This window comes from Jannaschia sp. W003 (assembly GCF_025144335.1).
In the GTDB taxonomy this organism is placed as follows: Bacteria; Pseudomonadota; Alphaproteobacteria; order Rhodobacterales; family Rhodobacteraceae; genus Jannaschia.
The window spans coordinates 906,730-920,481 of record NZ_CP083539.1 but is presented as its reverse complement, the minus strand read 5'-3'; the positions used below and the strand labels follow the sequence as shown (position 1 = coordinate 920,481).

Here is a 13,752-nt window from a genome sequence, read left to right as displayed (position 1 = left end):
TCCCCAAGCCGCGCGCGCCGTCCATCGCCGCGCGCGCAACGGCGCCTGGGCGCGGACCGCCGCACGCTCGCGCGGGGGGCTTTGCGTCGCCCGCGCCGCTCGCCTAGCGTGCACGCAGCCCAGCGGAGTCATCCCCATGCACATCCTCGTCACCGGCGCCGCCGGCATGATCGGCGCCAAGCTCGTGGCCGCCCTCGCCGCGCGCGGCACCCTCGCCGGGAAACCGATCGAGGGCCTGACCCTCGTGGACGTCCACGCCCCCGCGATGCCCGCCGGCCTTCCCGGCGCGGCCCTGTCCGTGGACCTCAGCGACCCCGCCGCCGCGCCCGCGCTGGTGGAGCACCGGCCCGACGTGATCTTCCACCTCGCCGCCGTGGTCTCGGGCGAGGCAGAGGCGGACTTCGAGAAGGGCTACGCGGTGAACCTCGACGGCACGGTCTCGCTCCTGCGCGCGGTGGCGGCGCAGGCGGACTACCGGCCCCGCTTCGTGTTCGCCTCGTCGATCGCGGTGTTCGGCGCGCCCGTGCCCGACCCGATCCCCGACGACTTCTCGCCCCAGCCGCTGACCTCCTACGGGGCGCAGAAGCGCATGGGCGAGCTGATGGTGGACGACCTGAGCCGGCGCGGCCTCGCCGACGGGATCAGCTTGCGCCTGCCCACGATCTGCGTGCGCCCCGGCGCGCCGAACGCGGCCGCCTCGGGCTTCTTCTCGGGCATCCTGCGCGAGCCGCTCGTGGGGCGCGAGGCGGTGCTGCCCGTCGAGGACGACGTGCGCCACTGGTTCGCGAGCCCCCGCGCGGCGGTGGGCTTCCTGCTCCATGCCGCGGAGATGGACCTCGCCCCCCTCGGCCCCCGCCGCGCCCTGAACCTGCCGGGGGTCGGCGCGACGGTGGCGGAGCAGATCGCCGCGCTCGAGCGGGCGGCGGGGCCGGAGGCGGCGGCGCTGATCCGGCGCGCGCCCGACGAGACCATCCGGCGCATCGTGGGCGACTGGCCGCGGGGCTTCGCGCCGGAGCGGGCCGAGGCGCTGGGCTTCCGGGCCGACGCGGACATGGACGCGATCATCGCCGCGCACGTGGAGGACGAGCTGGGAGGGCGGGTGCCGCCGCGGGACGGCTGAGGGGGGCCTTACGTCGCCGAGTCGCGGGGACCGCCATTCGGGGCTTCGCCCGTGATCGCTCTGATCGGTCCACTGGACCGATCGCCGGGGCCTTCGGCCCCGGACGAGCGATCACCCCTTCACCGCCCCCGCCGTCAGCCCGCTGACGATCTGCCGCTGGAACACCAGCACCAGCACGAAGAGGGGCGCCGTGGCCGAGACCACGGCGGCCACCGCGAACATCACGTTGCCCGCCTCGAAGGTGCTGCCGAGGAAGCCCGCGATCTTGGGCACCATGGTCTGGTTCTCCTGACTCAGCAGCAGCGCCGTGACGGTGAAGTCGTTGTAGGCCAAGAGGAAGCTGAACAGCCCCGTGGTGATCACGCCGGGCCACATGACGGGGACGATCACGCGCCGGAACGCCTCGAAGCGGGTGCAGCCGTCGACCATGGCGCTCTCGTCGAGGTCCTTGGGGATGTTGAGGAAGAACGAGTGGAGCATCCACAGCGTGAAGGGCTGGTTGATCGCCACCAGCACCACGATGGCGGTGGGCAGGTGCCCCCAGAGGTTCCACTCGAAGAACGGCAGCAGGTAGCCCGAGACCAGCGTGATGTGCGGCATGGCGCGGAAGATCAGCGCCAGCATCAGCAGCCAGAACGCGTAGCGGAAACCCGAGCGGGCCAGCGCGTAGCCGCCCAGCGTGCCCAGGGTGAGCGAGATGAGCACCGTGAAGAACACGACGATGAAGGTGTTGAGGGCCGCGCGCCAGAACTCCTCGCGCACCCAGGCGCCCTCGTAGCCGTTCAGTGTGAAGGGGCCGCCGGTCTCGACGGTGGTGCGAACCCCCGTCAGCGCGTAGCGCCAGTCGGCCTTCGAGAAGAAGTCGCCCTCGACCTTGAAGCTGCCCCAGAGCGTCCAGAGGAACGGGAAGGCGGCGATCACCAGCCAGATCCCGACGAAGGCGGTCGAGGCGATCACGAGGCCGCGCGAGCGGCGCTGGGCGGTCACGGTCTCCATCTCAGTGCCCCCGCTTGGCGTTGAAGTCGCGCCAGGTGCGGACCAGCACCGGCGCGAGCAGGATCGCCACACCGAGGATCGTCAGCACCGAGGTGGCCGCGGCCGAGTTGAACAGCGCGATCTCGCCGCGCAGGTCCTGGTAGATGTTGTAGCTCAGCGACGAGGCGTTGGCGCCCGCCGAGAAGCCCACGATGGGCTCGAAGACGCGGAAGTTGTCCATGAGCTGGATCAGCGCGATGAACACGGTCAGCGGCGCGAGGTGCGGCACCACCACGTAGCGGATGCGCTCCCAGCGCGAGGCGCCGTCCACCATGGCCGCCTCCATGGTCTCGTGGGGCACGGTCTGCAGCCCTGCGTAGTAGACGATGAAGGCGAAGGGCGCGTGGTGCCACACGCCGTAGACGATCAGCGTGGCCCAGGTGAGCGGCGTGGAGGCCTTGAGCGACAGCGTGGGATCGCCCGCCAGCACCTGGATCGCGTGGCCGAGGATGCCCTCGGCGTCGATCATCCAGTAGAGCACGAGGCTGCCGACCAGCGGCGTCACGATCATCGGCAGGAGCGAGACGAAGATCGTCGGCCCCCGCAGCATCCGCGGCAGGCCGTTGACGCCGAGGGCTATGGCGAGCCCCAGCAGGATCGTGAACGGCGTGACGAGTGCGGTGTAGACCAGCGTGAAGATCAGCGCCCGGTAGAACGGCAGGTTCATCAGCCGCCCCGCGAAGGCCGCGATCCCGTCGGTGCCGTTCCAGGCCGCGGCCACCTCGTCGAAGGCGAGGTGCGCGCGGTCCCGGTAGATCGCCAGCCCCACGAAGCGGCCCATGGGCTCTGCGTCGCGCAGGGCCTGCGTGGCCTCCTGGTCGATGGTGGTGGAGGTGGTGATGCCGAAGGGGCCGCGGTTCTCGACCACGCGCAGCACCTGCTCGTGCTGCTGGTGCACGGACTGCACGATCACCGAGGCGATGGGCGCCGCGATGAACAGCAGCATCGCCAGCAGCGAGGGCAGGATGAACCAGAAGAAGGTGCGGTGCGGCATGGGCGGCGTCCCCGTCGGGTTGCGGGGGAAGGGCGCGCGCCCGGGACAGTGCCGGGGCGCGCGCCGTGCGTTCTACTGCAGGAAGCCCTGCTCCTTGGCGGCGGTGGTGTAGGCCGCCTCCACGTCGTCGAGCGCCTGCTCGGCCGATTCCTTGCCCTGCAGGAAGTCCGCCAGCTCGTCGCCGAGCGCGGTGTGCAGCAGACCCATGTAGGGCAGCATCGGGTAGGGCATCGCGCCGGCCTGGGCCGACTGGGCCACGCCCTGCGCGGCCGGGGTCGGCTCGTAGCCCTCGATCAGCCAAACCGCCAGCTCGGCGTTGCCTTCCGTCTCCAGCACCTCGGGCGCCACGCCGTGGACCATCGCCTTGAACGACGCCTCGGCGTCCTCGTCGGAGATGTTCTGGGCGATCGTGAAGCCGTCCCACCACAGCGTGGTCGCGGGCTGGCTGCCGCCGCCCACGGTGGGCGCGCCGGCGAGCTTGGTGGCGGCGACCACCTCCTCGGAGGAGCCCTCGTCGTCGAGGATGCCGGCCCCGCGCGAGCCCCACATGGTGGCCAGCGCCACGTTGCCCGCCTCCCACAGCGCGCCGGTGGCGTTCGAGTCGAAGGTCAGGAAGTCGGGGTTCGACAGCTCGGTCAGCGCCTTGAGCGTCTCGAGCGCCTTCATGCCCGCCTCGTTGTCGATCGAGACCTCGGCGGTGCCCGGCGCGAAGAACTCGCCGCCGTAGCCGAGGTACATGTTGATGAATTCCTCGCCCAGGTTCCACCCGGTCATGGTGTTCAGCGCCACGGGATGCTCCATGATCCCGGCGTCGCGGATCGCCTGGCCGGCGGCGATCACCTCCTCGTAGGTGGTGGGCACCTCGACGCCCGCCTCGGCGAGCACGTCCTCGCGGTAGAACAGGTGCTGGGCGTTGGCCATGAAGGCCACGGCCACGATGTCGTCGCCCACGCGGATCAGCTGCAGGTCGCTCAGCGAGTCGCCGTGCGCCTCGACCAGGTCGTTCAGGGGCCGAACCAGCCCGCCGTTCAGCAGCGGCACCAGCGACGAGTTGGCGACGATGGCCACGGTGTACTCGGTTGGATCGGCGGTAAGGGCCGCGACCTGGATCTCCTTGTGCTCCGTGGTGAGGTTGGCGGTGATCTCGCCCTCGGTGGTGCACTCCATGGCGCGGTCGACCACGGCGTGGATCGCGCCGAAGTCGTTGCCCAGGATGCGCACGTTGCCGGTGCCCAGGTCGCAGGCGGCGTGGGCGTCGGCCAGCGCGGCGCCGGCGGCGAGGGTGGAGGCGCCGGCGAGCAGCGCGGCCTTCGTGTAGCGGTTCATCTCTCTCTCCCGTTGCGCGGGTCCGCCGTTCCGCCCCCGGGGGGCGTGGCGGTCCTCGATCGTGCGCGCGGCGCGCGCGTTCTCCCGGGGCGGAGCCAAGCCGCCCTTGCATACGAATGCAAGGTTTTTCGCCCCCACGTCCCGGTTCCCGAGGGTTCTAGGACGCCCGCCCCGCGCTACCAGTGCGGCGGGCGCTGATCAGCCAGCGGGACGGTGCCCTGCCCTTCGACCTCGGCCTCTGCGGCCCGCTCCAGCAGGAGGCCCGTGCGCCGCTTCAGGGCGTCGATCTCGCCCGCCTGCCGCGCCACCTCGTCGCTGAGGTCCTCGACCGCCCGGATCAGGTGGGCGATGCGCTCCTCCAGCCGGGACTCGATCCCGTGCTCGCCGTCCGTGCGGTCCATGCGGCCTCCTTGGCTTCCCGGCGCCCCGCCCGTATGTGCGGGCGCGACCCAAGAGGACGCCGATGGCCCCGAAACACAAGACCCGCCGCCCCCGCGCCGAGACGCCCCGCGGCTTCCGCGACCACCTCGGTGCGGACGTCACCGAGCGCGCCGCGATGTTGGACGCCGTGGCCGAGGTCTACCGCCTGCACGGCTTCGACCCGCTCGAGACCTCGGCGGTGGAGACGGTGGAGGCCCTGGGCAAGTTCCTTCCCGACGTGGACCGCCCCAACGAGGGCGTGTTCGCCTGGCAGGAGGGCGAGGACGGCGACTGGCTGGCGCTGCGGTACGACCTGACGGCGCCGCTGGCGCGCGTCTACGCCCAGCACCGCAACGACCTGCCTACGCCCTACCGTCGCTACGCCATGGGCCCCGTCTGGCGCAACGAGAAGCCCGGGCCGGGGCGCTACCGCCAGTTCTACCAGTGCGACGCCGACACCGTGGGCACCGCCAGCCCGGCCGCCGACGCCGAGCTCTGCGCCATGGTCTCGGACGCGCTGGAGCGGGTGGGCATCGCGCGCGGCGACTACGCGGTGCGCGTCAACGACCGCCGGGTGCTGAACGGCGCCATGGAAGTGGCCGGCATCCCCGAGGACGACGCCCGCGCCCGCGGCATCGTGCTGCGCGCCATCGACAAGCTCGACCGGCTGGGCGAGCACGGCGTGCGCGCGCTGCTGGGCCGTGGCCGCGAGGACGAGTCCGGCGACTTCACCGCCGGTGCGGGCCTGTCGGACGACCAGCAGGCCGCCGTGCTGGCCTTCACCACCGCCGGCGGGGATGACGCCGCCGCCACGTTGGGCCGCCTGCGCGACGCGGTGGGCGCCTCGGCCACCGGCGCCGAGGGCGTGGACGCGCTGGAGCGGATCGGCGCGCTTCTGGACGGTCTCGGCTACGGCCCGGACCGCGTGGCGATCGACCCCTCCGTCGTGCGCGGCCTCGGCTACTACACAGGCCCCGTGTTCGAGGCCGAGCTCACCTTCGAGACCCTCGACGACAAGGGCCGCCCCCAGCGCTTCGGCTCGGTCGCGGGCGGCGGGCGCTACGACGACCTCGTGAAGCGTTTCACCGGGCAGGCCGTGCCCGCCACCGGCATCTCGCTGGGCGTCGACCGCCTGCTCGCCGCCCTGCGCGCGCGGGGCGGGGCGAGCGAGGCCGCCCCCGGCCCCGTGGTCGTGACGGTGATGGACCGCGACCGGATGCCCGAATACCTCGCCCTCGGCGCGCGGCTCCGCGCCGCCGGCATCCGGGCCGAGGTCTATCTCGGCAACCCCAAGAACTTCGGCAACCAGCTCAAGTACGCCGACCGGCGCGGCAGCCCGGCGGCGGTGATCCAAGGATCGGACGAGGCCGCGCGCGGCGTGGTGCAGGTCAAGGACCTGGCCCTGGGCGCGGAACTGGCCGAGGGCGCCTCGCTCGACGAGTGGAAGAGCCACGAGGCGCAGACCGAGGTGCCCGTGGACGGCCTCGTCGCCCACGTCCGCGCGCTGCTGGCGCGATGATCGCCGCCGCCGACCGGGCGCGCGCGAGCCGCTTCCTCGCGCGCTTCGAGGCGGCGGGGGCCGCGCGCGTGGAGCCGCCGATCCTGCTCGACGCCGGCCCCCTGCTCGATCTCTACGGCGAGGACCTTCGCGCGCGCGCCTTCACCACGTTCGATCCGCTGCGCGGCGAGGCGGTGCTGCGGCCCGACTTCACCGTGCCCCTGGTGCGGGCGCACATGGACGCGGGCGGCGGCGCGGCGCGCCTCGCCTACGCGGGCGAGGTGTTCCGCCGGCAGGAGGCCGATGCCGCCCGCCCGCGCGAGTACCTGCAGGCCGGCATCGAGTTTCTGGGCGGCGACGATCCTGCCGACGCCGACGCCGAGGCCTTCGCGCTCTTCGCCGAGGCGCTGGCTCCCTGGGGCGCGACCGGAGCGACGGGCGACCTCGGGCTCCTGCGCGCCGCGGTCGCCACGCTGCGCACCACCGAGCGTCGCCGCGCCGCGCTCCTGCGCCACATCCCCCGCCCGCGCCGCTTCCGCGTGCTGATGGAGCGGTTCCAGGGTCGCGCCGCCTCGCGCCCCGCGCCCACGGGGGAGGACGCGCCCCACGTGGGCCTGCGCACGGCGCAGGAGATCGCCGCGCGCCATGCCGCGCTGGCCGAGGACGCCGCGACGCCGCCGGTCTCGGCCGTCGAGGCCGGGGCGCTGGAGGCCTTGCTCGACCTCGAGTTGCCGATGGCCGCCGCGCTGGAGGCCCTGCGCGACCTGGAGGTGGACCTGCCCGGCCTCGGGCCGGCGGTGGACCGCATGGACCGCCGCGCCGAGGCGCTGTCCGCCCGCGGCGCCGACGTCGGCACCCTGCCCTTCGCCGCCCGGGCGGGTCGCGGCGCGATGGAGTACTACGACGGCTTCACCTTCACCTTCGCGGCCCCCGGCGGCGGCGGTCCCACCGTGGCCACGGGCGGGCGCTACGACGCGCTGGCCGCCGCCCTGGGCGCCCCCGCGGGCTTCGGCGCCGTGGGCGGCGTGGTGCGGCCTGGCCTGCTGCCCGACCCAGCGGAGGATCGCCCGTGATCCGTCTCGGCGTGCCGTCCAAGGGGCGACTCATGGACAAGACCTTCGACTGGTTCGGCCAGCGCGGCCTCACGCTGGAGCGCACCGGCTCGGAGCGCGAGTACGCGGGCCGGGTGGACGGCGCCGAGGTGGCGCTGGTGCTGCTCTCGGCGGGCGAGATCCCGCGCGAGCTGGCGGCGGGGCGCCTGCACCTCGGCGTCACCGGCTCGGACCTCGTGCGCGAGGGCGTGGTGGGCTGGGCCGAGCGGGTCGAGACCGTGGCCTCGATGGGCTTCGGTCAGGCCGACCTCGTGCTCGCCGTCCCTGCCTGCTGGACCGACTGCGACACGCTCGACGACCTCGACGCGGTGGCCGCGGCCTTCCGCGCCGCCCACGGGCACCGCCTGCGGATCGCCACGAAGTACCACCGGCTGGTGCGCGAGTTCCTGCGCGAGGCGCAGGTGGCGGACTACGCGCTGGTGGACAGCCAGGGCGCCACCGAGGGCACGGTGCTGAACGGCACCGCCGAGGCCATCGCCGACATCACCTCGACCGGCGAGACCCTGCGCGCGAACCACCTCAAGGTGCTGCGCGACGGGCTGATCCACGCCAGCCAGGCCACCTTGTTCCGCTCGCGCGCGGCGCCCTGGACCGAGGAGCGGCGGGCCGAGATGGAGCGGCTCGCGCCTCGGCTCGCGGCGAACTGAGACGCCCTCAGGACAGGACCACGTCGCCGCGCAGCGCGGCGGGGTCCTCCACGCCCGCGAAGGTCAGCGCGTTGCCGCCGCCGAAGTCGATCACCATGTCGCCGTCCACCGCACGGGCGTGCGCGACCACGCGCTCCGCGCTCCAGCCGCGCAAGCCCAGCGCGCCGGCGTCGACCCAGAGCGTGTCGTCGGCGCCCCAGCCCGTGACCCGGTCGCGCCCGCCGTCGTAGTGGTGGACGTCGGCGCCCGTCCCGCCCGAGAGAACGTCGTCGCCCGCCCCGCCCCGAAGCGTGTCGTCGCCCGTGCCGCCCGACAGGGTGTCGTCGCCCGGGCCGCCGTTCAAGCGGTCCGCGCCGGACCAGCCGAAGAGCCGGTCGTGGCCGGAGGTGCCCGACAGCCGGTCCGCGCCCGAGCCGCCCGAGAGCACGTCGTCGCCGCCGCCGCCGTGGAGCGTGTCGTCGCCCGCGCCGCCGCGCACGCGGTCGCGCCCCGTCTCCCCGTTGAGGAAGTCGTCGCCCCGGCCGCCGTCCAGCCGGTCGTCGCCCGCGCCGCCCACGAGCCGGTCGTCGCCGAGCCCGCCGATCATCGTGTCGTGCCCCCCCGCCCCGGTGAGGCGGTCCGCGCCGGCGTTGCCGAGCAGGCGGTCGTGCCCCGCCCCGCCCGACAAGCGGTCGTCGCCCGCGCCGCCGCCGATGGTGTCGTCGCCGGTGTTGCCGATCAGCGTGTCGCCGCCGGCGCCCCCGGTCAGGAGGTCGCGCCCGCCGCCGCCCTCCATCCGGTCCCCGCCGCCGCCGCCGTCGAGCCGGTCGTTGCCCGCGTTGCCGAACAGCCGGTCGTCGTTGGCACCTCCGGCGAGGCGGTCCACGTCGGCGCCGCCGGCCAGCGTGTCGCGCCCCTCGCCGCCCTCCAGCCGGTCGCGGCCCGCGTCGCCCAGCAGCCGGTCGCGCCCCGCGCCGCCGCGCAGGAGGTCGTTGCCGCCCGCGCCGCGCAGAACGTCGTCGCCCGCGCCCCCGTCGAGCATGTCCGCCCGCCCGCGCCCCGTGAGCCGGTCCGCGCCGCCGCCGCCGTCGACCGCGCTGCGGGCGTGGGGGGCGATGAGGCGGTCGGCGCCGTCGCCCAGCTCCACCTCGACGCGGCGCGCGCCCGCGTTCCAGCGCGCCGTCCAGTCCTCGCCCGTGCCGGGGCCGTAGAGGTGCCGGAGCGCCGCGGCGTCCAGCTCCGCCAGCTCGCGCGGATGGCGGCCGACGTAGTTGTAGCTCATCACCGTGTGGCCGTGGTCGTCGAGGCGCGCGGCGAGGGTGCGGCTGCCGTCGTGGGAATGCTGCAGGCCGAGCGCGTGGCCGATCTCGTGCATGAGGATGGTGAACTGCCAGGAGCCGGGCGACCAGTTCCCGCCCATGCCCAGGGCCACGTCGCTGGTGCCCGCCGCGGTGGCCGTGGCCCAGGGGTAGTTCGCGTAGGCCGAGGTGCCGCTCAGTCCCGAGGGCGCGAACGCCTCGATCATGGGGTCCGCCGCGAGGGGGACCTCGGCGAAGACCAGCCCCGTCACGTCCGAGAAGGCGTCGAGCGCCTCGCGGAAGTGGGCGCGCCGCACGGCGTTCAGGGGCGCGGCGGCGCTGGCGCCGTAGTGCATCTCCGACGGCGAGGGCAGCGCCGTGCCGCGCGCGAAGCTGTAGGTCACCACCGTGCCGTTGCCGAGCGGGCCGCCCGCGTTCCAGCGCGCGGTGGCGAGGTCGTTGATGGCCAGGAGGGCGGTGTGATCGGCGACGACGGGCATGACGGCGGCACTCCGGCGCGGCGGGGCGCGGCCGGAGGTCGGGCGTGGCGCCCCGATCGGTGGATCGGACGGCGCCCGGCTATCAGGCGGGTCTTGCGAGGCGGTTAGGATCGAAGCGCGCATTCGCCGAGAATGCGCGGGGATCGGGCACGCTCAGACCTCCTCGACGGTGGCCACACCCGGCAGGGAGCGCAGCGCTCCCTTCACCTGCGGGTTCACGGGCCACAGGCCCGGCAACTCCAGCTCCACCTCGCCGGGCAGCCCGTCATCGAGCAGGCACAGGTGCAGCGGGCCGCGGGTGCGGATCGAGCGGTCGGCCTTGAGCCGCTCCAGGAGGCCCGACAGCGCGCCGAGGCCGCCCGCCTCCTCCAGGAACACCCGCAGGCCGGCGGCGGCGCCCGCGGCCACCGCCTCGTCCATGGGCGTGACGCCCCGGCAGAGCAGCTTGAGCTGGTCCGACTCCTGCTGCGCCTCGACCTGCAGGATCACCTTGGAGCCCGGCTCCAGGTGCTGGCGCGAGGCATCCAGCGTGTCCGAGAACACCATGCACTCGTAGGCGCCGGTGGGATCGCTCGCCTGCAGGAAGGCGAAGCGGTTGCCGCGCGCCGACTTGCGCTCCTGACGGGAGGAGACGATGCCCGCCAGCTTGCCCACCACGGGGCCGCGCGCGGTCTCCTGCTGAAGCTGCGCGAGGGTCTTCACCTCCTTGCGCCGCAGCGCAGTCATGTAGTCGTCGAGCGGGTGGCCCGAGAGGTAGAAGCCGATCGCCTTGAACTCCTCGCCCAGGCGCTCGGCGGGCAGCCAGTCGTCGCGGCCCCCGATGCGCGGCTCGGGCAGGTCGGCGCCGGCCTCGCCGAAGAGGCTGACCTGGTTCGAGCCGCGCTGCTCGTGGATCGCCGCCGAGTAGGCCACCAGCGCATCCAGCGCGTCGAGGACGCGCGCCCGGTTCGGGTCGATCCCGTCGAAGGCCCCGGCCCGCGCCAGCATCTCGAGCGAGCGCTTGCCCACCCGCTTGAGGTCCACGCGCCGGGCGAAGTCGTGCAGCGTGGCGAAGGGCTTGCCCGCCCGCCCCTCGACCACCAGCCCCATGGCGTCGACGCCCACGTTCTTGAGGGCGCCGAGGCCATACACCAGCGCGCCGTCCCGCACGGAGAAGCAGGCCTCGGAGCGGTTCACGCAAGGCGGCACGATCTCGAGCCCGAGGCCGCCGCGGTCGGGGGACTTGCGGACCTCCTCGGCGTAGACGGCCAGCTTGTCGGTGAGGTGGATGTCGCTGTTCATGATCCCGGCCATGAACTCGACCGGGTGGTTCGCCTTGAGCCAGGCGGTCTGGTAGCTGACCACGGCGTAGGCGGCGGCGTGGGACTTGTTGAAGCCGTAGTTCGCGAACTTGTCGAGGAGGTTCCAGACCTCCATCGCCTTGTCCTTGTCGACGCCGTTCTTCGCGGCGCCCTCCAGGAACAGGGGCCGCTGGGCGTCCATCTCGGCCTGGATCTTCTTGCCCATGGCCCGGCGCAGGAGGTCGGCACCGCCCAAGCTGTAGCCCGCCATCTTCCGGGCGATCTCCATCACCTGCTCCTGGTAGACGATGATGCCCTGGGTCTCGTCCAGGATGTCGTCGATCAGGGGGTGGAGGCGGTCGCGCTGCGACAGGCCGTTCTTGACCTCGCAGTACTTCGGGATGTTCTCCATCGGGCCGGGGCGGTAGAGCGCCACCAGCGCCACGATGTCCTCGATGCAGGTGGGCTTCATGCGCCGCAGCGCGTCCATCATGCCCGTGGATTCCACCTGGAACACGGCCACGGTGTTGGCGGAGGAGTAGACGCGGTAGGCGCCCTCGTCGTCCAGCGGGATCGCGGCGATGTCGTTCTCGGTGCCTTCGGCGGGCGCGTAGATCGCGCGGCCGTCGGCGGCGACGTGGAGGTCCCTTCCTTGCGCGCGGATCAGGTCCACGGCGTTCTGCACCTGCGTGAGCGTCTTGAGGCCGAGGAAGTCGAACTTCACCAGACCGGCCTTCTCGACCCACTTCATGTTGAACTGGGTGGCCGGCATGTCGGACCGGGGGTCCTTGTAGAGCGGCACCAGCTCGTCGAGGGGCCGGTCCCCGATCACCACGCCCGCGGCGTGGGTCGAGGCGTTGCGCAGCAGCCCCTCCAGCTTCTCGGCGAAGTCCATGAGGCGCTTCACGGGGTTGGTGCGCCCCTCGCGGCGGTCCTGCTCGGACACGGCGCAGGCCTCGCGAAGGCGCGGCTCGTCGGCCAGGGCCTTGGTGATCGAAACGGGCTTCACGCCCTCCACGGGGATCATCTTGGAGAGCTGGTCGCACTGGCCGTAGGGCATGCCGAGCACGCGGCCCACGTCGCGCACGGCGGCCTTGGACAAGAGCGCGCCGAAGGTGATGATCTGGCCCACCCGGTCGTCGCCGTACTTGCCCTGCACGTAGCGGATGACCTCCTCGCGGCGGTCCATGCAGAAGTCGATGTCGAAGTCCGGCATCGACACGCGCTCGGGGTTCAGGAAGCGCTCGAACAGCAGGTTGTAGCGCAGGGGGTCGAGGTCGGTGACGGTCAGGGCGTAGGCCACCAGGCTGCCCGCCCCCGATCCGCGGCCCGGACCCACGGGAATGCCCTGCTCCTTGGCCCACTTGATGAAGTCGGCCACGATCAGGAAGTAGCCCGGGAACCCCATGCCCTCGATCACGCCCAACTCGTAGTCTAGGCGCCGCTCGTACGCCTCGACGGGGGCGGCGTGGGGGATGACGGCGAGGCGGGCGCGCAGGCCCTCCTCGGACTGGCGACGCAGCTCGGCCACCTCGTCGTCGGCGAACTTGGGCAGGATCGGGTCGCGCCCGTAGGCCTTGAAAGCGCAGCGGCGGGCGATCTCGAGGGTGTTCTCCACCGCCTCAGGCAGGTCCGCGAACAGCGTGGCCATCTCCGAGGCGGTCTTGAAGCGGTGCTCGGGCGTCAGGCGCCGACGCTCGGCCTGCTGGTCCACGTAGGCGCCCTGGGCGATGCACAGGAGCGCGTCGTGCGCCTCGTGCATGTCCCGCTTGTCGAAGTAGACGTCGTTGGTGGCGACCAGGGGCAGGCCGCGGGCGTAGGCCTGCTCCACGTGGAAGCGCTCGGTCGGCTCGGCCTCGCGGTGGCGCTGCAGCTCGACATACAGGCGGTCGCCGAAGATGCCGTGGAGACGGCCGAGGAGGTTCTCGGCCTTGGCCTCCTGCCCCGCCGCGACCAGGCGCCCGATCGCCCCGTCGGGTCCGCCCGTCAGGCAGATCAGCCCCTCGCCGTGGCGCTCCAACTCCTCGACCGTGACCTGCGGCGCCATCTCGGGTCGTGCGAGGTAGAGGCACGAGTTGAGCTTCATCAGGTTCTCGTAGCCGCGCTCGTCCTTGGCCAGCAGCACCACGGGCGCGGGCGGGCGGGGGCGCTGCCCCGGCTCGGCGGGGTCGTGCATCAGGTCGACCTGGCAGCCCATGATCGGCTGCACCCCGCGCCCCGCTAGCGCCGAGGCGGCCTCGAGCGCCGAGAACATGTTGTTGGTCTCGGTGACGGCCACGGCCGGCATGTCCGCCCGCGCCACCAGCTCGGGCAGCTTCTTGAGGCGCACCGCGCCCTCCAGCAGCGAGTACTCGGTGTGGAGGCGGAGGTGGACGAATCCGGCAGGTCTGGGCATGAATCTTAGATAGCCCCCGCCCCCCGCATCTTGAAGCGGCGCCTCGGGTTCTCCCCAGCTTTCGCGTCGCCGTGACCGGGGCGCCGCACCGGGTTGCCAAACCCGCCTTCGCGTTCTCTAGTGGACCGCACCCGCCCCCCCTACGCCG

General features: G+C 73.2%; 10 protein-coding genes. 4 read left to right on the top strand and 6 right to left on the bottom strand.

Going from position 1 to position 13,752, the window contains the following annotated elements; genetic code table 11:
* Positions 1 to 136 precede the first annotated feature (136 nt).
* A complete protein-coding gene (gene denD / locus K3554_RS04360; RefSeq protein WP_259943956.1) occupies positions 137 to 1,120 on the top strand; it encodes a D-erythronate dehydrogenase in 984 nt (327 codons plus the stop codon).
* Between the two features lie 111 nt (positions 1,121 to 1,231).
* Here the strand turns inward: denD and K3554_RS04355 are convergent, their stop codons facing one another.
* From K3554_RS04355 to K3554_RS04340, 4 genes are all read right to left on the bottom strand, one after another.
* A complete protein-coding gene (locus tag K3554_RS04355; RefSeq protein WP_259943955.1) occupies positions 1,232 to 2,116 on the bottom strand; it encodes a carbohydrate ABC transporter permease in 885 nt (294 codons plus the stop codon).
* A gap of 1 nt (position 2,117) precedes the next feature.
* Positions 2,118 to 3,149: a carbohydrate ABC transporter permease gene (locus tag K3554_RS04350; RefSeq protein ID WP_259943953.1), complete on the bottom strand. Its 1,032-nt coding sequence runs from the start codon at positions 3,147 to 3,149 to the stop codon at positions 2,118 to 2,120.
* 72 nt (positions 3,150 to 3,221) lie between these two features.
* Complete coding sequence (locus K3554_RS04345) at positions 3,222 to 4,475, bottom strand: ABC transporter substrate-binding protein (RefSeq protein ID WP_259943952.1); 1,254 nt, start codon at positions 4,473 to 4,475, stop codon at positions 3,222 to 3,224.
* Positions 4,476 to 4,651: 176 nt separating this feature from the next.
* Positions 4,652 to 4,876: a SlyX family protein gene (locus K3554_RS04340; protein ID WP_259943951.1), complete on the bottom strand. Its 225-nt coding sequence runs from the start codon at positions 4,874 to 4,876 to the stop codon at positions 4,652 to 4,654.
* Between the two features lie 62 nt (positions 4,877 to 4,938).
* Between K3554_RS04340 and hisS the strand changes: the two genes are divergently transcribed.
* From hisS to hisG, 3 genes are read left to right on the top strand one after another with little or no spacing between them, the layout of a single operon-like run.
* Positions 4,939 to 6,414, top strand: a complete 1,476-nt coding sequence (gene hisS / locus K3554_RS04335) for a histidine--tRNA ligase (protein ID WP_259943949.1) — start codon at positions 4,939 to 4,941, stop codon at positions 6,412 to 6,414.
* Positions 6,411 to 7,466, top strand: coding sequence for an ATP phosphoribosyltransferase regulatory subunit (locus K3554_RS04330; protein ID WP_259943946.1), 1,056 nt, complete (start codon positions 6,411 to 6,413; stop codon positions 7,464 to 7,466). Before hisS ends, K3554_RS04330 begins: the two co-directional genes overlap by 4 nt.
* On the top strand, positions 7,463 to 8,152 hold the full coding sequence (hisG, locus tag K3554_RS04325) for an ATP phosphoribosyltransferase (RefSeq protein ID WP_409197334.1): 690 nt from the start codon (positions 7,463 to 7,465) through the stop codon (positions 8,150 to 8,152). Before K3554_RS04330 ends, hisG begins: the two co-directional genes overlap by 4 nt.
* A gap of 7 nt (positions 8,153 to 8,159) precedes the next feature.
* Here hisG and K3554_RS04320 read toward each other — a convergent pair whose 3' ends face one another.
* Entirely contained in the window at positions 8,160 to 9,929 is a 1,770-nt protein-coding gene (locus K3554_RS04320; RefSeq protein ID WP_259943945.1) for a matrixin family metalloprotease, read from the bottom strand.
* A gap of 153 nt (positions 9,930 to 10,082) precedes the next feature.
* On the bottom strand, positions 10,083 to 13,604 hold the full coding sequence (gene dnaE / locus K3554_RS04315; RefSeq protein ID WP_259943943.1) for a DNA polymerase III subunit alpha: 3,522 nt from the start codon (positions 13,602 to 13,604) through the stop codon (positions 10,083 to 10,085).
* Positions 13,605 to 13,752: the final 148 nt, after the last annotated feature.